This window comes from Paenibacillus sp. WG02, from assembly GCF_055396115.1.
Genome location: NZ_AP036016.1, coordinates 8148817 through 8169402, shown reverse-complemented (window position 1 = coordinate 8169402; position 20586 = coordinate 8148817). Strand labels below are relative to the sequence as shown.

At 46.7% G+C, this 20586-nt stretch carries 18 protein-coding genes and 1 riboswitch; of the genes, 13 read left to right on the top strand and 5 right to left on the bottom strand.

Annotated elements, in window-relative coordinates; translation table 11 throughout:
• The first annotated feature begins 107 nt into the window (after positions 1 to 107).
• The 8 genes from ilvA to ACBP55_RS36990 all read left to right on the top strand — a co-directional run bounded on the left by ilvA (position 108) and on the right by ACBP55_RS36990 (position 9589).
• Positions 108 to 1364, top strand: coding sequence for a threonine ammonia-lyase IlvA (gene ilvA / locus ACBP55_RS37025; RefSeq protein WP_464648535.1), 1257 nt, complete (start codon positions 108 to 110; stop codon positions 1362 to 1364).
• 61 nt (positions 1365 to 1425) lie between these two features.
• A riboswitch (cyclic di-GMP riboswitch) is annotated at positions 1426 to 1514 on the top strand.
• Between the two features lie 86 nt (positions 1515 to 1600).
• Positions 1601 to 3139, top strand: coding sequence for a putative bifunctional diguanylate cyclase/phosphodiesterase (locus ACBP55_RS37020; RefSeq protein WP_464648534.1), 1539 nt, complete (start codon positions 1601 to 1603; stop codon positions 3137 to 3139).
• A 257-nt stretch (positions 3140 to 3396) separates the two neighbouring features.
• The gene (locus tag ACBP55_RS37015; protein ID WP_464653561.1) at positions 3397 to 4470 is read left to right on the top strand and encodes a BMP family lipoprotein; all 1074 of its coding nucleotides are present in this window, start codon (positions 3397 to 3399) and stop codon (positions 4468 to 4470) included.
• Between the two features lie 129 nt (positions 4471 to 4599).
• Entirely contained in the window at positions 4600 to 6141 is a 1542-nt protein-coding gene (locus ACBP55_RS37010) for an ABC transporter ATP-binding protein (RefSeq protein ID WP_464648533.1), read from the top strand.
• Complete coding sequence (locus tag ACBP55_RS37005; RefSeq protein WP_464648532.1) at positions 6134 to 7213, top strand: ABC transporter permease; 1080 nt, start codon at positions 6134 to 6136, stop codon at positions 7211 to 7213. The genes ACBP55_RS37010 and ACBP55_RS37005 overlap by 8 nt, the downstream gene beginning before the upstream one ends.
• Position 7214: 1 nt before the next feature.
• Entirely contained in the window at positions 7215 to 8198 is a 984-nt protein-coding gene (locus tag ACBP55_RS37000; protein WP_464648531.1) for an ABC transporter permease, read from the top strand.
• A 109-nt stretch (positions 8199 to 8307) separates the two neighbouring features.
• Entirely contained in the window at positions 8308 to 9192 is an 885-nt protein-coding gene (locus ACBP55_RS36995) for a cache domain-containing protein (RefSeq protein WP_464648530.1), read from the top strand.
• Entirely contained in the window at positions 9134 to 9589 is a 456-nt protein-coding gene (locus tag ACBP55_RS36990) for a methyl-accepting chemotaxis protein (RefSeq protein WP_464648529.1), read from the top strand. Before ACBP55_RS36995 ends, ACBP55_RS36990 begins: the two co-directional genes overlap by 59 nt.
• Before the next feature lie 119 nt (positions 9590 to 9708).
• Here ACBP55_RS36990 and ACBP55_RS36985 read toward each other — a convergent pair whose 3' ends face one another.
• Together ACBP55_RS36985 and ACBP55_RS36980 are read right to left on the bottom strand one after the other, a co-directional pair.
• Positions 9709 to 10473 carry an SDR family oxidoreductase gene (locus ACBP55_RS36985; protein ID WP_464648528.1) on the bottom strand — a complete coding sequence of 255 codons (765 nt, stop codon included), beginning with the start codon at positions 10471 to 10473 and terminating at the stop codon, positions 9709 to 9711.
• Between the two features lie 265 nt (positions 10474 to 10738).
• The gene (locus ACBP55_RS36980) at positions 10739 to 11596 is read right to left on the bottom strand and encodes an AraC family ligand binding domain-containing protein (RefSeq protein ID WP_464648527.1); all 858 of its coding nucleotides are present in this window, start codon (positions 11594 to 11596) and stop codon (positions 10739 to 10741) included.
• A 231-nt stretch (positions 11597 to 11827) separates the two neighbouring features.
• On the opposite strand from ACBP55_RS36980, the gene ACBP55_RS36975 reads away from it, so the two are divergent.
• From ACBP55_RS36975 to ACBP55_RS36965, 3 genes are all read left to right on the top strand, one after another.
• Complete coding sequence (locus tag ACBP55_RS36975; protein WP_464648526.1) at positions 11828 to 13009, top strand: galactokinase; 1182 nt, start codon at positions 11828 to 11830, stop codon at positions 13007 to 13009.
• A 1-nt stretch (position 13010) separates the two neighbouring features.
• The gene (gene galE / locus ACBP55_RS36970) at positions 13011 to 13997 is read left to right on the top strand and encodes a UDP-glucose 4-epimerase GalE (protein WP_029197515.1); all 987 of its coding nucleotides are present in this window, start codon (positions 13011 to 13013) and stop codon (positions 13995 to 13997) included.
• A gap of 130 nt (positions 13998 to 14127) precedes the next feature.
• Entirely contained in the window at positions 14128 to 15705 is a 1578-nt protein-coding gene (locus ACBP55_RS36965; RefSeq protein WP_464648525.1) for a UDP-glucose--hexose-1-phosphate uridylyltransferase, read from the top strand.
• A gap of 622 nt (positions 15706 to 16327) precedes the next feature.
• Here ACBP55_RS36965 and ACBP55_RS36960 read toward each other — a convergent pair.
• The 3 genes from ACBP55_RS36960 to ACBP55_RS36950 form a co-directional block, all read right to left on the bottom strand.
• Complete coding sequence (locus ACBP55_RS36960; RefSeq protein WP_464648524.1) at positions 16328 to 16942, bottom strand: GNAT family N-acetyltransferase; 615 nt, start codon at positions 16940 to 16942, stop codon at positions 16328 to 16330.
• Entirely contained in the window at positions 16932 to 17477 is a 546-nt protein-coding gene (locus ACBP55_RS36955; protein WP_464648523.1) for a hypothetical protein, read from the bottom strand. Before ACBP55_RS36955 ends, ACBP55_RS36960 begins: the two co-directional genes overlap by 11 nt.
• Positions 17478 to 17555: 78 nt before the next feature.
• A complete protein-coding gene (locus tag ACBP55_RS36950) occupies positions 17556 to 18161 on the bottom strand; it encodes a TetR/AcrR family transcriptional regulator (protein ID WP_464648522.1) in 606 nt (201 codons plus the stop codon).
• 521 nt (positions 18162 to 18682) lie between these two features.
• Between ACBP55_RS36950 and ACBP55_RS36945 the strand changes: the two genes are divergently transcribed.
• Both ACBP55_RS36945 and ACBP55_RS36940 read left to right on the top strand, forming a co-directional pair.
• On the top strand, positions 18683 to 19672 hold the full coding sequence (locus ACBP55_RS36945) for an acrylyl-CoA reductase family protein (RefSeq protein WP_464648521.1): 990 nt from the start codon (positions 18683 to 18685) through the stop codon (positions 19670 to 19672).
• Positions 19673 to 19722: 50 nt separating this feature from the next.
• The gene (locus tag ACBP55_RS36940) at positions 19723 to 20580 is read left to right on the top strand and encodes a carbon-nitrogen hydrolase family protein (RefSeq protein ID WP_464648520.1); all 858 of its coding nucleotides are present in this window, start codon (positions 19723 to 19725) and stop codon (positions 20578 to 20580) included.
• The last annotated feature ends 6 nt before the right edge of the window (positions 20581 to 20586 follow it).

The following is a 20586-nucleotide window of genomic DNA, read 5'->3' as shown; positions in this document are numbered from 1 at the left end:
CTCTCTGATAGAGGTGCCAATATTATTTTCGTACAGGTGGCGAGAGTTGTGCTACAATAATCTTTAAAACTTTAATTGCACAATGTGGAGAAAGGAAGTAAGAGAAAATGGTTGTTTCCAGTAAAGTAGGTTTGGAAGATATTATTAGGGCCAATCATGTGCTCAGCAGGGTGATCGAACCATCGCCTTTGCAACGCAATGAGCTGCTCTCTAACTTGTATGAATGCAACGTTTATCTTAAACGTGAAGATATGCAAATTGTTCGTTCTTTCAAAATTCGTGGAGCGTATAACGTGATTCAAAGCTTAACGCCGGAGGAACGCGAAGCGGGTGTCGTGTGTGCGAGTGCCGGCAATCATGCGCAGGGCGTGGCTTATTCCTGCAAACAGCTTGGTATTGAAGGCAAAATCTTCATGCCGACGACAACGCCTAGACAAAAGATTTCCCAAGTTAAGCTTTTTGGCGGGTCTTTTGTTGAAGTTATTCTCACAGGGGATTCCTTCGATGATTCCTCTAACCAGGCCAAAGCCTACTGTGCTCAAGAGAATAAGGTATTCATTCATCCCTTCGATGATGTCCGTACGATTGCCGGGCAAGGCACAGTTGGCCTCGAAATTTTGAATCAAATGCCCGAAACTCCAGATTTTATCTTCGCAACGATTGGCGGAGGCGGTCTTGCAGCGGGAGTTGCGACCTATGTGGATAGTGTTTCTCCACGAACGCGCATCATCGGTGTTGAACCGGAGGGCGCGGCAAGCATGACGGAAGCGCTCAAGCAGGGGAAGGTCGTGACCTTATCCACGATCGAGAAGTTTGTAGACGGCGCGGCTGTGAAGCAAGTGGGCGAGCTTACTTTTGACATTTGCAAAGAAAAGCTGGAGGATATCGTTATTGTTCCTTCCGGCAAGGAATGTACAACTATTCTGGAGCTTTACAATAATAACGCCATTGTTATTGAGCCCGCTGGCGCACTTCCTGTTGCAGCACTTGATGCTTATCGGGAGCAGATTCGCGGTAAGAATGTGGTCTGTATCATCAGCGGCGGCAACAATGACATTGACCGTATGCAGCAGATTAAAGAAAGATCGCTCGTGTATGAAGGCTTGAAGCACTATTTTATTCTTAATTTCCCGCAGCGTGCTGGGGCCTTGCGCGAATTTCTGGAAGAAGTCTTAGGGCCCACAGACGATATTACCCGATTTGAGTATACGAAAAAAAATAATAGGGACGATGCTCCGGCGCTGGTCGGCATTGAGCTCAAAAATAAAGATGATTATGAGGGGCTTATTGAGCGCCTTTCCCAGAAAGATTATGGCTATATAGAAATAAATAAGGACCCCAAACTCTTTAACTTGCTTATTTAAGCAAAAATAGCCAAACGTGGAATGAGTATGATATAGTTAATAAGTCCCATTTAATTCCTTAATATCGTAAAGGCAAACTTATCGAAAGGTAAGGACGCAAAGCTGCAGATCTAAGGTTGCCCTCGCAACAATGATGGCTGGGCTGCCGACAGGTTGCAGTTTACCTAAACAGGTATACCTACGGCTATTCCGATTCGGAATAGCCTTTTTTTCATATCAGATAAGGAGGTTCGAGAATGAGAGGCATACTTTCTAAGTGGATACAGCATATGAAAGCGCAAACGCTAGCCTATTTAGGCGTACTGGGCTTCTTTTTGTTGACCATTAATCTACTTGCTGTTTCCTCTTTCTCCTTCTCGCCTTATGTTTTCATTAGTATGCTTGTTCAAGCGCTAATCTTTCTATTTTTTGCAAAGTGTATCCATCGCTTGCTGCTTACAAGTAAAGAGCAGGAAGAAAAGAGCAAACAACTAGCCTTTCTGGCCTATCATGATACATTGACGGGATTACCTAATCGCCGATTGTTTAATGATAGATTGGAGCGGGCACTTCTGCATGCGCAGCGTAATGAGCAACTCGCAGCTATTATGTTCTTGGACATGGACAAATTCAAGGACGTCAACGATTCATTAGGTCATGCCTACGGTGATCGTTTAATTCGCCTTGCAGCAGAACGTTTGGTGGGCTGCCTGAGGGGATCGGATACGGTGTACCGGCAAGGTGGCGACGAGTTTACTATTTTACTGGAATCATTTGCAAAGCCTGAAGATGCAAGAGTAGTAGCTTCCCGAATTCAAATGGCTCTGGAAGAGCCTTTTATCCTAGATGGAATGCCAGTAACTATAACAGCTAGCATAGGGATCGCTCTGTATCCGTTAGACGGTAAGCAGCCTGAGCAGCTCATGGCGTATGCAGATGAAGCGATGTATGCGGCCAAAAACCGGGGACATAACCAGTTCCAATTCTATGCCTCTGACATCGATGCCATGGTGAAGAGCAAAGCTCACATGGAGAAAGAGCTGCGACAGGCCTTAGACAACAACCGGTTTGAACTCCTATATCAGCCTCAATATGAAATAACAAATCGGAAATTAATCGGAATGGAAGCGATTATTCATTGGAGCAGGGGAGACGACCTCCTCGCACCGAGCATGGATTGGAAGAAAGCGGCCGAGGAAATGGGCTTCATGATACCTATCGGGAAATGGGCTGTACGAACGGCGTGCCGACAGATGAGAACCTGGCAGGACGAGGGCTACTCACCGCTGAGAATGACCCTGGCAGTTACATCTTCACAGTTTAAAGATGAGCATTTTATTGAGGAAATTGCCGTCGTTTTGAAAGAAACAGGTATTGATCCGATGTTAGTGGAACTGGACCTTACAGAAAGTATCACATCGTCCAATGTACAAGAGGCTAGCGAGAAACTGATTATGCTGAAGAAGTTCGGTGTGCGTATCGTGATGGATGACTTGTGTACAGGCCTATTTACAAGAAGCGGGCTCGAAGGAATGCCGCTCGATAGCGTTAAATTGGACAGCACATTAATTCGGGATTTAGTAGACGACGATGAGAATCAGCTGCTGGCTGCTGCCATTATTCGCATGGCTCACCGGCTAGGCCTGAATTTAATTGCAAAGGGTGTCGAAACGGAAGAACAACTGGAGCATTTGAGACTTTTGCAGTGTACGGAAGTGCAAGGAATGCTGTTCAGCAGCCCTTTAGGTCCCGAGGAATTCATGAGACTAATGAACGATAAAATTAACAAAGGGTAATCTAGATTTTATTAACCAGTGGTAGTATAATAAATAATTGGGGCTTGGAACCTATATTGTAGGGGCTTACAAAAAGGCCATGTCAACTTGTATGACATAACGAATTATGTTGTTTTGCTGGTGTATCGCTTTTATCTTGGGTTTCAAAATGATACACTCATGCTATAGCCAGTCTTACATAATTTAACTAATTTTGGTCAACCTACAATGTAAGAGTTCATGGTTTTAAATTAAATGATTCTATGGGGGTAATAATGATGAAGAAAATGCTTTCGACAGCTCTTATGGCTGTAACGGTTTCTGCATTGGCTCTTTCCGGCTGTGCCAAAAAAGATACAACGAATCCGGCGGCTTCAGCAACTCCGGCTACTTCAGCGGCTGCAACAGCTTCAGCAGCACCTAGCAACAACAGCGGTAAAGACTTCAAAATCGGTATGGTTACCGATATTGGTGGCGTCAACGATAAATCTTTTAACCAAAGTGCATGGGAAGGCTTGAAGGCGCTTGAGAAACAAACAGGCGTTAAAGTGAAAAACCTGGAAAGTAAAGGCGATGCAGATTACACGCCTAACTTAAACCAATTCGTTAAAGACGGCTACAACCTGACTTGGGGTATCGGCTTCTTGATGGGCGATGCACTAAAAACAGTTGCCACACAAAACCCAAATGCTAAATTAGCGATCATTGATAACGTCGTTGAAGCTCCAAACGTAGAATCCGTAACATTCTCTGAGCAAGAAGGATCTTACCTTGTTGGGGTAGTTGCAGGTCTAACAACAAAATCAAACAAAATCGGTTTCGTTGGCGGTATCGACATCCCGGTTATCAAACGTTTTGAAGCTGGTTTCGTAGCTGGCGTTAAAGCGGTTAATCCAAATGCTAAAATTCAAATTAACTATACAGGCGCTTTTGATAAGCCTGACCTTGGTAAAGCAGCAGCAGCAACGATCTACAACGATGGCGCTGATGTTATTTTCCACGCAGCTGGTTCCACAGGTAATGGTGTATTCAACGAAGCGAAAGACCGTGTGAAAAACGGTAAAAAGGTTTGGGTTATCGGCGTAGATAAAGACCAATCCCTTGAGTTCGGCGATGAAGTTACACTGACTTCCATGTTGAAACGTGTTGACACAGCAGTTGTGCGTGTTTCCAAAGATATTATCGACAACAAATTCCAAGGTGGTAAAGTGGTTACACTTGGTCTGAAAGATGACGGTGTAGGCCTTCCTGAAACTTCCAAGAAAAACGTATCTGCGGAAATCTTGAAAAAAGTAGATGAGTACAAAGCAAAAATTATTAGCGGCGAAATCAAAGTTCCTGAAAAACCTTAATTTAGGTATAAAAGGCGTTGCGGTTACGAACGATAGGTTTGCTTCTGTTCAAACAAGGCTAGTTATAATAACTAGCCTTGTTCTTTAGTTTTAGAGGTAATTAAAAAAATTGATCCTTAGGGTGATCTGATGAGTGAAGTAGTCCCTGTTGTTGAACTTAGCAACATTACGAAGCGGTTTCCAGGAATAGTGGCGAATGATGCCATTAGTTTAAAGCTGATGAAGGGTGAAATTCATGCCTTGCTTGGCGAAAATGGCGCGGGTAAATCAACACTAATGAACATTGTATTCGGACTTTATCAGCCGGATGAAGGTAATATTAAAGTGCAAGGCAAGGAAGTCTTTATTGATAGCCCGAATCGAGCTATCGAGCTTGGCATCGGTATGGTGCATCAGCATTTCAAGCTGGTTCAGCCATTTACCGTGACAGAAAACATTATTTTGGGTATGGAGCCAAAAAAAGGGTCGAAAATCGACTACAAAACTGCGCAAGACAAAGTACGCAAGTTATCGGAGCAATATGGTTTGCGTGTGGATCCAAAAGCGAGAATTGAAGATATCTCCGTTGGCATGCAGCAGCGAGTGGAAATATTGAAAACGCTGTATCGCGGCGCCGATATTCTTATTTTTGATGAACCTACAGCTGTACTAACGCCGCAAGAGATTAGTGAATTGATGGTCATTATGCGCAATCTTGTCCAAGAGGGCAAATCCATCATTCTCATTACACATAAGCTGAAAGAAATTATGGAGATTGCCGATACCGTGACAATCATTCGTAGAGGTAAAGTGATTGATTCGTTGGAAATTTCGAAGACGAATCCACAGATCCTGGCGGAGAAGATGGTCGGGCGCGATGTCTCCTTCAAAGTGAACAAGCAGGATGTGAAGCTTGGAGAACCCGTTCTTCAGGTGCAAGAACTAGTTGCGCGTAACCAGCAGGGCTTGCCTGCTCTGAAAGGGCTTAACTTTGAGGTGAAAGCCGGAGAAATTCTGGGCATTGCCGGTGTTGATGGCAACGGGCAGAGTGAATTAATCGAGGCGTTAACGGGGCTTCGTTCCATTGATAGTGGTCGTGTGCTTCTGATGGGAAGCGATATTACCAACCATACGCCGAGAGAAATCTCCGAGGCTGGATTGTCGCATATTCCTGAGGACAGGCACAAGCACGGACTCGTGCTCGATTTTACAATGAGCGAGAACATGGTGCTGGAAACGTATTTTCATCCTGCGTATAACAAAGCTGGCTTCTTGAATTATGAAGCTATCGATCGTCATGCGGAAGCGTTGATTAAGCAGTTCGACGTTAGAACGCCAAGTATCTACAATAAAGCGCGATCTTTGTCGGGTGGTAATCAACAAAAGGCGATTATTGCCAGGGAAATATACAAAAATCCTAATCTTCTCATTGCTGCGCAACCGACGCGGGGATTGGATGTCGGTGCAATCGAATTCGTGCATCGCCAATTGATCGAGCAGCGGAACAAAGGCAAAGCAGTTCTGTTGATTTCTTTTGAGTTGGATGAAATTATGAATGTATCGGATCGCATTGCCGTCATCTATGAAGGACAGATTGTGGGAGAAGTGCTGCCGCAGGAGACGAACGATCAAGAGATTGGACTACTCATGGCTGGCAGTAAGCGCACAGAGAAAGGAGCTGCTCATGAATAAGGTTGTTCGCATTTTTACAAGTGAATCAACGGTGAATCCGATCGTGGCGATTATACTTGGGCTGTTATTCGGAGCACTCGTGATGCTGGCAGGCGGATATAATCCAATTGCCGCCTATGGAGCGCTATTTTCTCGTATTTTCGGTAATGCGTATGATATGGGTGAGGCCATTCGTGCGATTACCCCACTTATTTTAACGGGACTATCCGTTGCATTCGCTTTTCGTACAGGCTTGTTTAATATCGGTGCCGAAGGGCAATTCGTCATGGGCATGACGGGAGCTACTTTTATCGGTGTCAAAGTGACAGGTCTTCCGTGGATCATTCATGCTCCGTTAGCTGTTATTGTCGGTGCACTTATTGGCGGACTGTGGGGAGCTATTGCGGGCTATTTGAAAGCAAAGCGTGGAGTTAATGAAGTTATTACAACGATTATGTTGAACTGGATCGCCTTGTTCCTGTCGAATTATATCATTAATCAATTTCTTCTAGAGCCGAAACAGCAGCGCTCATACATGATTCAAGACTCGGCATCTCTGAGCATCACGTGGCTGTCGGCCATGCTAGATAATGCGAGGATGCACTGGGGTACACTCATTGCGATACTCGCAGCGATTGTATTCTATATCATTTTGTGGAAAACAAAGCAAGGCTACGAGCTGCGCGCAGTTGGTCATAATATCGATGCCGCGAAATATGCCGGAATGAATGTGAAGAAGAACATTGTTAAAGCAATGTTTATCTCGGGCGTTTTTGCGGGGCTTGCGGGCGTGTTTGAAGTCCTTGGTGTATTCCACTATCAAGTTGTTTCAGCAGGCTTCCCAGGGTACGGGTTTGATGGGATTGCGGTATCTCTGCTTGGTGCTAACAATCCAATAGGGATTGTGCTTGGGGCTGCACTGTTCGGTGGATTGTCTTACGGTTCAGCAGGCATGAGTTTCGGTGCGGATGTGCCGCCGGAGATTATTCGTATTGTCATCGGTTCGGTCATCTTCTTCGTCGCAACCCAAGGTATCGTTAAATGGGTGCTCATCCCGTTCTATAGTAAACGCAAGAAAGAGAGGGCTACGTAACATGGACCTGCTCACCATGCTTAACGCGTTTTTCACGAAATTTAGTGAACTGATCAACACGACGCTCGTCTATTCGACGGCGCTCATCTTTGGAGCCTTGGGTGGGATTTACTCGGAGCGCTCCGGAGTAGTCAATATCGGGATTGAGGGCCTCATGGTTTCTGGGGCATTTGCTTCAGCGGTGGGTGCTTATTATGCACAAGAGGCGAATATGGGTATTTGGTCCCCATGGATCGGTTTACTGACTGCCATGTTATTTGCGCTTATTTTCGCTCTGATTCATGCAGTAGCAACGATTTCCTTCAAAGCCAATCAAGTCATCAGCGGTGTAGTGATTAACTTCTTGGCAGCAGGCGTAACGTTGTATTTGGTCAAAGTGCTGTTCAATGGTGCTGGTCAAACAGAAACGTTAAAAGAAGTGTTTTCCAAATGGGAAATACCGATTTTGTCCAAAATACCGTATATCGGATATGCCTTCTTCAATGCCTATCCGACAACTTACATTGCATTGATTCTCGTCGCAATTACTTACTATGTGCTGTTCAAGACACCATTCGGTTTGCGCCTCCGTTCCGTTGGGGAACACCCGAGTGCCGCGGATACTGTAGGGGTTAAAGTAAAGCGCATTCGATACATCGCTGTATTGATTAGTGGTCTGTTAGGCGGACTTGGCGGGGCGACCATTACGCTTACGACAACAAGTGCCTTCTCGCATAACACGATCTCAGGTCAAGGGTTTATAGCGATGGCTGCGATGATTTTCGGTAAATGGCATCCAGTTGGCGCCTTAGGCGCAGCAGTCTTCTTCGGAATGGCGCAGGCGCTCAATAACTTCATGCGTTTGTTCGAATTCTCGAAAAATATTCCGCAGGAATTCCTCTACATGCTGCCTTATGTACTGACTATTTTAGTGCTGGCAGGCGCAGTAGGTAGGGCTAAAGCACCATCAGCCCTTGGTGAACCTTACGATCCAGGTAAGCGATAAAATTAAAAACATGCATGGCTATGGGAGTAATCCCGCGGCTGTGCATGTTTTTTTGTTCTTGCTAATGTCAATAATTACCACGCTTGACGTGTCGGGAAATACAGGGGAAATGTCGAAACATGGCGAGCTTAGTACGAGCGAGATCAATGCCTGGCTGAATGGCAAAATTGCTTCGATTCAATCCGTTGTTAAAGCCCATCCAGAGTTCTTGAATGGGAAGTCAAACACGATCTTGCCCGTGCTGAAAATTATGGCGGAGAGCGATCCGGAAGTGTATCGATTTGCCTATATTGATCCGCAAGGCATGTCCATTGACACAGCTGGCGAAAAGCTGGACGCTAACAAATTTGATAATTTTAAGAAAGCTACTGTGGATAAGAAAGTATCGGTATCCGAAATTATCAAGGAGGAAAGCAGCGGCAAAAATATTATCATCATCGATGTCCCGCTTGTGGACAGCAAAGGCGATTTCCGCGGCATCGTGCAATCTTTCCTCTTTCCTGAACAAATACTGTCCATCATCAACCATATCAAATTCGGCGAAACAGGTTACGGCTACCTTCTCTCACCAAGCGGTACATATCTCGTTCACCCGAAGAAAACGGGGCAAAAGCTAGAAGAATCATCGACGGCTGAGAAGATGGCTCTTTACAAGAATACGGTGTTCAAGGATAAGAGCGGGTATATCCTATATACAGAGCCAGATGGCACATTGAAGTCAGCTGCTTATCAAACCATTGAAGCCACGGGCTGGAAGTTGATTTTGACTGCCGAGCATTCGGAAGTATTCAAACAGGTGACTCTTTTAAAGAAATTCAGCCGTTATGCTAGCTGTTTCTGCGCTGGTTGTCAATGTTATAGCTATGATCGTCTCACAGATGATGATTCGCCCAATCACGACAATTTCATCCCTCATGCAGCGAGTAGGGCAGGGCGTGCGGTGTTCCGAAGCCAACTACCAGGCATCCGAACAAATTTCGACCGCGATGGGTGAAATGTCATCGGGCGTGCAGAAAATTGCCGAATCATCCACGAATGTCTCGGAAACAGCGCAAAACGTCGTTCAAGAGGTTGGCCGTGGAAACGGGGAAATTCAACAAGCCATTACCCAAATGCGACAGGTCAGTCATGTCGTGGAACATACTGCCGAACTCGTACACGGCTTAGAAGAGAAATCCGAGCAAATTCGCCAAATTGTTAGCTTTATATCCGAGATTGCGTCACAAACCAACCTGCTTGCCTTGAACGCTTCCATTGAAGCGGCAAGGGCTGGCGAACATGGCAGAGGCTTCGCCGTCGTCGCTAGCGAGGTTAAGAAGTTGGCAGAGCAAACTAGCAGTGCGACCGTGAGCATCACCTCCATTATCGGTGAAACAATCAACGCAACCTAACGTACTGCGGCCAGGCACGATTTCGTAGGTGTTTCCCAAGCGGATTCGAATGCGAAGTAATGGTATGAAACCAATACGGTTTAAAAAGCTTGGCGCATCCGCCAAGCTTTTTAGTCTTTTTATATATGAGATCCGCCGCTGGCATCAATCAATTGCCCCGTTATCCAGCGGCTGTCCGAAGAGGCAAGAAAGGCAGCGATATCGGCCACATCTTCAGGCTGCCCCCATCTTTTAAAAGGAGAGAGACTGGCTGCGAACTGCTGCCCACTCGGATCCTGCAATGTTCCGGCATTCATATCGGTATCGATGATACCGGGCAAGATGGCGTTTACCGTAATGCTGCGATCCCCAAGATGCTGAGCTAAGACGAAAGTGAGTGTATTGAGCGCACCTTTCGAAATGCTGTAGCCCAGAAAATTAGGGAAAGCCAAACGGGTAACAGCCGAAGAAATATTGATGATCCGGCCCTCATCTCTCAGACGAGGTAATGCTTGTTGGATGAGAAATAGAGGTGCTTTGACATTGAGGCTCAGAACTTCGTCAAAAGATTGTTCCGTCGTCTCCTCGATGGTTCCACCTTGCCCAATTCCGGCATTATTAACAAGAATATCAAACTGACTGCCACCAGTGTGCTTCTCGAGGGCTTCGTCCAAGCCCGCATATAAATCGTGAACGCCGTTTACGACATTCAAGTCCGCACCGAGTGTAAAGGCGGATCCGCCTTTATGCTGAATTTCACGAACCACCTCCTCTGCAGCATCGTAATTCTTTCCATAATGTACGACGACAATAGCCCCATCCTGCGCTAGACGCAGAGCAATCCCGCGTCCAATCCCCCGGCTTGCACCTGTTACTAAAGCGATTTTACCTTTCAGCATGCTCATATCCTCATCTCCTTCAATGTTTTCATGCTTAGTTTTATCACAGAGTGACATTCGAAATGTTGCTCTCTCATTCGCAGACACGACAAGAAGACGCCATTCGTAAGTATACTTTTACGATCGAAATGGGTAGATTTAGGATTGGGATTGAGGAGTACTGATATTACCAGTACCCCTGTATGAGCATGCTTCAGGAGCTGTTTGAAGGATATTATTCAATGCTTACGGAGTGGCGAATCGTTGACTTGTGACAGATAGGACGTTAATATCAAAGGGATTTGATTTGATTCCGGTACTCGCTTGGCGAGACGCCGTACCAACGTCGGAATTGCTTAGAGAAGTAAAGTGGATCGTAGAAACCGACGGATGACGCGATCTGTTCGATGGTTAGTTCCAGCCGTTCTCGAAGAAGAAGGCGAGCTTTATCAACACGCAGTTTCAGAAGAAACGTGACGGGTGTTACTTTGGTATGGCGCTTGAACATGCGCGATAAATACGCGCGGTTGTAGCCCAAGCTCTCGGCCATCAGCTCAATGGTGATAGGCTCGGCGTATTGGGTGGACAGGTAGTGAATCGCTTGCTGCACGATACGGTCACTCTCGGCTTCCGTGACCACGCCAGCCAATGTGGAAGCTGACAATGTTTCACAGTATTCACCGAGTAACAAATGTAGGTATCCGATGGATTTCAGCTGTGCGTTCGCTTTTTTGGCTCTTAATGCTTGCTGGATATGACGAAAAAGCACAGGGATATGGCGGTTGCGCTTGGTATGAATAATGGGCTGCAGGGGATTCACTCCTGTAGAGCTGACTAACGACGCGGCCTGTGCACCTGTAAAAGCGATCCAGCAATAATGCCACGGATCTGTCTCATCGGAGACGTAACTTATAAGCTGTTCGGGCTCGATGACGAAGCTGTCTCCGGCGCCAAGTTCGTACTCTTCGCCTTGCGAAGAGAATACCCCTTTCCCAGATATCACATAATGAATCAGGTAGTAGTCGTATACTTTGGGTCCTAACCGATGCTCAGGCTTCGTCTGGCTCTCACCCGCAAACAGCACAGTTAGTTCACTTTCTTGGGAAGGTAGTGGATTCGACACAACGTAATAGCTCTCCGTCTTTGGCATGCCTACTCTTCATCTCCGATCGACGCATCTTCATGTACCTTCACTTTATCATAAACTTAACATAAGCAGCGAATGTGAGATCACATTTTTCCATGTGAAAATAACATGCCTCCATAGCTAATCCTACGTTCTTCTCGTATACTGAAGTTACAAAGACACCAAGCATAAACGACTCCATCATCCTCAGATGACGAGCGAAATCACTTCAAAACCACTAAAGGCGGTGCCAGAATGGCAGATTTGCAAGCTCTAAAAACCACGTTTATTGAAATTTACGGGAATTCTGCAACGGCAATTTCAGCTTTTCATGCTCCAGGTCGGGTCAATTTGATCGGTGAGCACACGGATTACAATGGCGGTTATGTTTTCCCGGCAGCGTTAACGTTCGGAACGACTATGATCATTCGTCCAAGACAAGATCGTGTAATTGGATTTGCATCGACAAACCTGGCACTTCGCAAACAAATTTCCATAGATGACTTGTCCTATCAAGAAGAGGACGACTGGATCAATTATCCGAAAGGTATCTTCTTTCACTTAGCGAAAGCAGGGTTCCCTGTTACACAGGGGTACGATCTTTTGTTCCATGGTGAAATCCCGAATGGTGCCGGACTTTCGTCCTCGGCTTCCATTGAAGTCGTTACAGCTTTTGGCTTATTAACACTTGAAAAGTATCCGATTGATACCGTGAAAATCGCGCTGCTCGCGCAAAAAACAGAGAACGAGTTCGTTGGCGTCAACAGCGGCATCATGGATCAATTCGCTGTAGCCAATGGCAAAAAGGATCATGCCATCCTGCTCATGTGCGACACGCTTGAGTATCGCCATGTACCTTTTCAAAGCGGCAGCTACAAGCTGGTTATTGGGAATACGAACAAACGCAGAGGTTTGATAGACTCCGCTTACAATGAGAGAAGAAGCCAATGTGAACAGGCTGTGACCTATTTGCAAAAGCAGTTTCCTTCAATCACTTTGCTCGGTCAACTGAACCTTGCGCAATTTAATGAATTCAAACATCTAATTCCAGACAAAACCATCCGCCAACGAGCGCAGCATGTTATTGAAGAAATTGACCGTGTTCTCAAATCCATTGAGGTGCTGGAAGCGAACGACCTCGAATCTTTCGGTAAGCTGATGATCGGGTCCCATGACTCGCTTCGTGATCTTTATGAAGTAACAGGGGTAGAGTTGGATACGATGGTTGCGGCAGCGCTAAAGGTTCCGGGTGTGCTTGGGGCACGTATGACAGGCGCAGGTTTCGGCGGATGCACGGTTTCCTTAGTTCACGAGGACAGTGTACAGACTTTTATCGATCAAGTGGGTAAAGAATATACGGAAAAAACAGGCCTGACACCAAGCTTCTACGTTTGTGATATCGGCAATGGTGTCGAACAAGTCGGGGAGGCGTTATAAAATGGCCATTCTAGTAACGGGCGGAGCAGGCTATATCGGATCTCATGCGGTAGCAGAGCTGCTAGCCAAAGGTGAAGAAGTTGTTATCGTTGATAATTTGCAGCAAGGGCACAGAAATGCTGTGCTTGGGGGCAAGTTGTACGTAGGTGACCTGCGTGACGGCGAGTTTCTGGATACGGTTTTCACAGAGAACAGCATTGATGCTATCATCCATTTTGCAGCGAATTCGTTAGTTGGCGAGAGTATGACCAATCCTGCGAAATACTATCATAATAACGTATACGGAACGCTTTGCTTGCTTGAAAAGATGACCCAATACGGCGTGAAGAAAATTGTCTTCTCCTCTACGGCTGCGACGTATGGTGAGCCTGAAAATATTCCAATTCTAGAGAGCGATCGCACCCTGCCGACCAATACGTATGGCGAGACGAAGCTGGCTATGGAAAAAATGATGAAGTGGTTCGACATCGCGCATGGTATCAAATATGTATCACTTCGCTATTTTAATGCAGCTGGGGCTCATGCCGGCGGCAAAATCGGAGAGGACCATAGCCCAGAGACGCATTTGATCCCTATCATTCTTCAAGTGGCACTTGGTCAAAGGGCGCATATTTCTATCTTCGGAGAAGACTATGCAACAGAAGATGGCACGTGTGTACGTGATTACATTCATGTAAGCGATTTGGCAAGCGCCCATGTTCTTGCGGTTGAGAAGCTGCGTGGCGGAGCAGAAAGCAATATTTATAACCTAGGCAATGGCACAGGTTTCTCGGTCAAAGAAGTCATCGATATTGCCCGTAAAGTAACCGGCCATGCAATTCCTGCCGTCATCGAACCGCGTAGAGCCGGAGATCCAGCAACACTAATTGCCTCCTCTGAGCGTGCAAGAGCTGAGCTGGGTTGGAAACCGACACGTGATTCTTTGGAATCCATTATCGAGAGCGCGTGGAACTGGCACCAAAATCATCCGAACGGGTACGAAGAGTAGGGTTAAAACGGTTAGAACAGCGCAAAACAGGGTAGAACAGTGCAGAACAGTACAGATCAACGCAGAACAGGGTACAACAGTGCAGAGTGGAGCTGAAAAGAGGCTTATTTTGTAGAAAGGAATGTGGCACATGGAACGGATAGTTAAAGCGCCGCAGCATGCGGCGTTGATCATAGAAAGGCTTCTTCAGTTCGCTGTGCAGAAGGGGCTGATTGAACACCTTGACGTCTATACTTCACGAAATGCTTTGCTTGATTTATTCGGTCTTGCTGAACCTTATCAAGGGGAAGTGGCGACAGAAAAATTGAACAGTCCGGTTGCACTGCTAGAAGAATTGCTCGATGCAGCTTTCGAAGCAGGCCTCTTGGAAGAGAATACGACCACGTACCGTGATTTGCTGGACGCTCGGATTATGGGGCATCTGATGCCTCGTCCATCCGAGGTTGTACATCAATTCTGGAACACAGCCAAAACAACGAGCATTGAGGCAGCGACGGATTACTTCTATAAGCAATCTATCGACTCCAACTATATTCGGATGGATCGCATTCAGAAAAATGCCTACTGGTTGGCCGAAACAACGTATGGCGATCTGGAAATCACGATCAACCTTTCGAAACCGGAGAAAGATCCGAAGGAAATTGCCCTGCTCAAAACACTGCCGCAAAGCAGCTATCCCTTGTGTCTACTGTGCGTAGACAACTTAGGGTACGCAGGTCGTGTGAATCACCCGGCAAGGCAAAATCTACGGGTCATTCCGTTAGAATTAGATGGCGAGAAGTGGTACTTCCAATATTCGCCGTATGTGTATTACAACGAGCACAGCATTATTTTCCATGAGAAACACATTCCGATGAAAACGACGTCGCACACGTTCTACCGTTTGCTGGACTTCATCGATCAGTTCCCGCATTATTTCATCGGATCGAACGCGGATCTGCCGATCGTCGGTGGTTCTATTCTGAACCACGACCACTTCCAAGGCGGGCGCCATAAGTTCCCGATGGAAAAAGCACCAAGTGAGAAGGCATTCTCACATGCTGAGTTTGCCGGCGTGAAGGCCGCCATCGTCAAGTGGCCGATGTCCGTGCTTCGCCTGAGCGGGCATAACAAGCAGCAGATTTATAAGCTGGCGAGCAAGCTGCTCGAAGACTGGCGAGCCTACAGTGATGCGGAAGCGGACGTCCTCGCTTTCAGCGAGAAGGACGGACAGCGGGTCCCGCATAACACGATCACCCCGATCGCCCGCAACAATGCACGCGGCGAGTACGAGCTTGACCTGGTGCTGCGTAACAACCGCACCAGCGAAGAGCATCCGGATGGGATTTTCCATCCGCACCAGCACTTGCACCACATCAAGAAGGAGAACATCGGCTTGATTGAGGTTATGGGGCTGGCGGTGCTGCCAGGCCGCCTGCAAGAGGAGCTGGCGGATATCGCCAAGCTCCTCACCGGCGAAGCCGCATTCGGCCGCGAGATCCGCGAAGAGGCCAGCCATCCGCTGCATAAGCATGCGGAATGGATCGGAGCGCTGCTCGCGAAGCACGGCGCTGCGCTGCCGCAGGAGCAGGCGAGTGCGGTGCTGCAGGCCGAAGTCGGCAGCAAGTTCATGGACGTGCTACTGGACGCAGGCGTGTTCAAGCGTGATGAAGCCGGGCAAGCGGCTTTTGGACGGTTTTTGGCAGCTGCGGGCTTTGCGCAGCAATAGGAAAAGTTCAACCAACTCCTTGAGGCCTTTGGCCAGGGGAGTTGGTTTTTTTATTGGGCCGAGCCCCGGAAACGGATGTATCCATCGCTAAAGTGCAGGGAGTGCATGGAAGTGACTTGATAGTGTGAAAACATGCTTAAAATCGGAGGATCCGTCCGGAACCTCCGTAATGTCTACTGTCTAGGAGGCTCTAAAGGAGCGAAAGTAGCGCGAGACGTCTGAAAGGAACCTCTCAGCTGCTCAGAGAAGGCGAGTTAGCGGATTTGCAGCCTGAGAAGGCAGAAAAGGCTGTCTAGGAGGCTCGAAAGGAGCGAAAGTGGCGCGAGACGTTTGAAAAGGACCTCTCAGCTGCTGAGAGAAGGCGAGTTAGCGGATTTGCAGCCTGAGAAGGCAGAAAAGGCTGTCTCGGAGGCTCGAAAGTAGCGAAAGTAGCGCGAGACGTCTGAAAAGAACCTCTCAGCTGCTGAGAGAAGGCAAGTTAGCGGATTTGCAGCCTGAGAAGACAGAAAAGGCTGTCTCGGAGGCTCGAAAGTAGCGAAAGTAGCGGGAGACGTCTAAAAAGGACCTCTCAGCTGCTGAGAGAAGGCGAGTTAGCGGGTTTGCAGAGGCTATCGTTTCTGACTCACTTCGGCTTAAACATGCAATAAATAATCGTATCTCCTATTTTTTTGGTTTCAACGATGTGATATCCAAAGCGTTCATAAAGCTTCACATTTTCCGGATTCTCAGTATCTAATCCAATACCAATTGATGAGGGATCCATGTCTACCAACTCGTGTATATACGTTAAAAGCGTTTTTCCGACCCCTCTGCCCTGATGAACAGGATCGACTCCAATACATACCAAATAATGATGAGGTGCTGTTGGTCGGACGGACGTAGTGAACTGCATATAGGGATTGATAAAAGCAAACGCACCCTTAGGAAGCTGAACATATAGTTTTATTCCCCGATATATAAATAGTGGTCTTAAAAGAAGGCCTGCTCCCTTAACGCTAGTTGGGAGTTCAATACTTGCAACACCTCTTAGCTCATTGTTTTCTTTGATGCCAATCAGCCTCTCTTGCAATAACATGCTTTTATAAAATATAAAGTTAAAAAAAGTTCGAAGGTGTTTGGAACGGTTTCCATCTGGAAACAAGTATTGGAACATGGGGTCATTTGCAAAAGCCCTAAGCAAAATGTCTACTACTTGAGGTTGGTGTTCTTTTCCCAAGCGTATAATTTCATTTGGCATAATGATCCACCGCAAAACTGTATACGACTTTGAACAAGAAGAACAGCAGTGTGATGAGAAGAAATTTTGGGATGTCATCAAAAAACATGAGCAGTCCACCAAAACCAAGGGATACAAAGACAGCGGCGATCGTTCTCTGCGCAGGATGTTGGATGAGTGCATTTACGGCAAGCGTTGAAACCATCGTGTATCCCCAAACAAATAGACAAGGAGCGAAATAATTCCATAGCGTTAAAGCTAAAATAATCGGCTGGACATGAATCAGTATAAACGTCAAACGTGCAGATGGATGATCCTTATAGTGGTTATTTGTCGAAAGTGTAAAATTTGCAATCACTCCGCCGTTGATGTCCAGCGCTAAAAGCGCGATAATGGCAATTTTCCAAATTTCAAGATCCCGCCACTCCGAATATGTGAAAGCAAGAAGAAAACTGCTCATCCCTACACCAAAAAAAAGGATTAAGCTTAGCTCTAATACGGTTGACCTTTTTCCAAATACTTCATGAAAAAATGTCGGGATATTTACGGTTTTCATAGTGATTCCTCCATTGAATTCAATGTGACCGTCCGTGCGGTCAGTTTATTTCGGATAATACCCAACCTAATCTGGGCATTAGTGTTCGGATAAAAGTCGGCAGATCCATTGCACTTGAAGGCGCCACGCTTCTTCATAGTGAAGGCTTTCTCCATTGAGCAAATAGTGCAAGCCCATACCGTCTATCATCGTAAAGAGAATGATTGCTACGGAATCGAGTGTTTCTTGCGCAGCGGGATTTGGCGTCAATTGGGTAAGTTGTTTACTTATGAGCTTAGTCATTTGGCCTGTATAGGAAGTTAGTACTTTTTGATATTCCGAGTTAAACATCCCTTCGTGATAAAAGGAGAAGAAAGCTTTAAACAGGTTTAAATGCTCCTCGGGTATATGAAATACGGATTGACCTATCGACTTTAGGAACTCCTCTAAATCCTGATATTCCATAGTCATCGGTGTAAGGAGATCGTTGAAAAGGATATGGAGTACGCCAATCAGAATATCATCAATCGATTTGAAATGATGGAAAATGTTGCTTTTACTTACGCCTGTGGCAGTGGCTAATTTGGCAGCAGATACTTCTTTGATACCATTTTCAGCAATGATTGTTATGGCGGCGTTTAGGATGCGTGCTCGTGTCTGTTCGCCTTTTTCCATGCGTTTATCTATGATGCTATTTTCCATCATGAACCTCCTTTCATTGCATTATATAACTGACCGTTCGAACAGTCAATATATTTTGAGGTTTATATATATTATCCCTATTTTTCTTCTCAAAAGGAATCAAAATTTAATATTTTCATTTCTTATAGCAGGATTTCTTACGCCCCCTGTCATCAGGTATCAAATAGTAGATGCCGTGACCAGACGCCCAATCACAAACGCTGTAACTGTAAGTGGAACCCGTACGTTTGTGCTGGCCTTTGTTGTCCCTGCAGGTACAGACCGAATCCGAATCACAAACGTTGGAACAACTCCAGCCGAGGTTAATGGTATTGTGTTAGTCTTTTAATGATGCAAAAAAATAAACCCTGCTCACTTTTGTATATAGGGGGGCAGGGTAATTTTATCTTAAAATCATACATAGGTCTATCTGAAATCAAAACTGTACCTCCCACATGTGAGAAGATTGGAAACCGCTGGGTGAATTTAGTAAACTGAGAGAGTAGTTGAACATTTAGCAGGATGATCGTTGAAGGAGGAATAGGATGGATAGCTTTGAAGCGTTGGTGGTGGATCGAACAAAGGAATCTTTTGCAGTGGTAGTAAAGGAACTTAAGCTCGATGATTTACCTGTTGGCGAAGTGACGATCCGAGTGTTATACTCCGGCATTAATTATAAAGACGCGTTGGCTTGCAGTCCTACCGGACGCGTTATGCGTGACTACCCGATGGTACCGGGGATTGATTTGGCCGGAACTGTCGTAGCTTCGTCAGATGGTCGGTTTCGTGAAGGCGATGAGGTGTTGGTGACGAGCTACGAGCTGGGTACAGGGCATTATGGCGGATTTAGCGCCTTTGCGCGTGTGCCGGCTGACTGGGTTGTGCCTCTTCCCAAGGGATTAACACATCGCGAGGCGATGATATTGGGCACGGCGGGATTTACCGCGGCGCTCTCTATACAACGCATGGAGGAGAATGGGCTAAGCAAAGAGCAGGGACCCGTGCTAGTTCGTGGTGCAACTGGCGGAGTGGGCAGCAGCAGCGTGTCCATGCTGGCAGCGCTCGGTTATGAGGTGGAAGCTAGCACAGGGAAGTCGGCGGACCATCAGTACCTGCTCGATTTAGGGGCTAAGCGGGTATTGACGCGGGAAGAACTTGCTCCCTCTGTTAGCAAGCCGCTGAATAAGGAATATTGGGCGGGCTCTGTCGATCCTGTTGGGGGCGACTCCCTTGCCCATGTGTTAAGCCGGATCAAGTATGGCGGTTCCGTTGCCCTGAGTGGTTTGACAGGTGGCGGTGAGTTTGCCGCGACGGTGTTTCCTTTTATCATCCGAGGTGTGAATGTGTTAGGTATTGATTCAGCTGCTTGCCCGATGGCGGTTAGAAAGCCTCTATGGGAGCGTATTGCAAAGGAACTGAAGCCTAAAGGCCTGGAACAGACTGTCTATAAAGAGGTTATGCTGGATGGAGTTGCGGAGGCTGCTAAGCAGGTTCTGGAAGGGAAGGTCAGAGGGAGAGTGCTTGTTCAATTGTAAAAGGGGAATCAGGCGCTTCTTCCATTTCGCGAAATAAGGAGAGATTAACGTTGAAAATGCGCGTTTCTGCAGTGCAATATCATTTGCATACGATTGATAGTTTCGAAGAGTTCGCTGCGCAGGTGGAGCATTATGTGAAGGTGGCTCAGGAGTTTGAGGCGGAATTTGTGCTATTTCCTGAACTATTTACGACCCAGTTAATGTCGATAGGTGATGAAAACGGTAAGGCGCTGCCCATCGAGGCATTGCCGTCGTATACGGAGGCTTACCGAACACTTTTTCAGGGGTTGGCGAAGCAAACGGGGATGCACTTGATCGGCGGCACACATATTACCTCCGAGGAAGGCAAGCTGTATAACACAGCTCATTTATTCTATCCAGACGGGCGGATTGGGGAGCAGAAGAAGCTGCATATTACCCCGACCGAAGTGAAGGAATGGAATATGGGGGCTGGGGATTCCTTGCAGGTTTTTGATACGGATAAAGGCCGCATTGCGATTCTGGTCTGTTATGATGTGGAGTTTCCGGAAATCGTCCGGATGGCGAGAGCCCGCGGAGCGGATGTGCTGTTTGCCCCATCGTGCACGGATGACCGGCATGGATTCCATCGGGTACGTTATACGTGTCATGCTAGAACGATTGAAAATCAAATCTACGTGGTCACGACGGGGACAGTCGGTGCATTGCCAACAGTTGATTTCATGAGGGGGAATTTCGGACAGGCCGCGGTGATCACGCCGAACGATGTGCCTTTTCCGCCGAAGGGAATACTGGTAGAAGGCGAGATCAACGGTGACATGGTTGTCACGGCTGATTTGGATCTGGAGCTGCTGAACCTCGTTCGGGAAAAAGGCTCAGTCACCACGTGGCGTGACCGTAGAACCGATTTGTACACAGATTGGTCCTAATGAAGT

What these genes read in the sequence shown, in the direction of transcription:
- ACBP55_RS37015 (WP_464653561.1), top strand. Translation starts at nt 3,397, where the DNA reads ATGAAGAAAATGCTTTCGACAGCTCTTATGGCTGTAACGGTTTCTGCA.
- ACBP55_RS36985 (WP_464648528.1), bottom strand. Translation starts at nt 10,473, where the DNA reads ATGAGCATGCTGAAAGGTAAAATCGCTTTAGTAACAGGTGCAAGCCGG.
- ACBP55_RS36950 (WP_464648522.1), bottom strand. Translation starts at nt 18,161, where the DNA reads ATGATGGAAAATAGCATCATAGATAAACGCATGGAAAAAGGCGAACAG.
- ACBP55_RS37000 (WP_464648531.1), top strand. Translation starts at nt 7,215, where the DNA reads ATGGACCTGCTCACCATGCTTAACGCGTTTTTCACGAAATTTAGTGAA.
- ACBP55_RS37010 (WP_464648533.1), top strand. Translation starts at nt 4,600, where the DNA reads ATGAGTGAAGTAGTCCCTGTTGTTGAACTTAGCAACATTACGAAGCGG.
- ACBP55_RS36995 (WP_464648530.1), top strand. Translation starts at nt 8,308, where the DNA reads ATGTCGAAACATGGCGAGCTTAGTACGAGCGAGATCAATGCCTGGCTG.
- ACBP55_RS37005 (WP_464648532.1), top strand. Translation starts at nt 6,134, where the DNA reads ATGAATAAGGTTGTTCGCATTTTTACAAGTGAATCAACGGTGAATCCG.
- ACBP55_RS37020 (WP_464648534.1), top strand. Translation starts at nt 1,601, where the DNA reads ATGAGAGGCATACTTTCTAAGTGGATACAGCATATGAAAGCGCAAACG.
- ACBP55_RS36960 (WP_464648524.1), bottom strand. Translation starts at nt 16,942, where the DNA reads ATGCCAAATGAAATTATACGCTTGGGAAAAGAACACCAACCTCAAGTA.
- ACBP55_RS36955 (WP_464648523.1), bottom strand. Translation starts at nt 17,477, where the DNA reads ATGAAAACCGTAAATATCCCGACATTTTTTCATGAAGTATTTGGAAAA.
- ilvA (WP_464648535.1), top strand. Translation starts at nt 108, where the DNA reads ATGGTTGTTTCCAGTAAAGTAGGTTTGGAAGATATTATTAGGGCCAAT.
- ACBP55_RS36945 (WP_464648521.1), top strand. Translation starts at nt 18,683, where the DNA reads ATGGATAGCTTTGAAGCGTTGGTGGTGGATCGAACAAAGGAATCTTTT.
- ACBP55_RS36965 (WP_464648525.1), top strand. Translation starts at nt 14,128, where the DNA reads ATGGAACGGATAGTTAAAGCGCCGCAGCATGCGGCGTTGATCATAGAA.
- galE (WP_029197515.1), top strand. Translation starts at nt 13,011, where the DNA reads ATGGCCATTCTAGTAACGGGCGGAGCAGGCTATATCGGATCTCATGCG.
- ACBP55_RS36980 (WP_464648527.1), bottom strand. Translation starts at nt 11,596, where the DNA reads ATGCCAAAGACGGAGAGCTATTACGTTGTGTCGAATCCACTACCTTCC.
- ACBP55_RS36975 (WP_464648526.1), top strand. Translation starts at nt 11,828, where the DNA reads ATGGCAGATTTGCAAGCTCTAAAAACCACGTTTATTGAAATTTACGGG.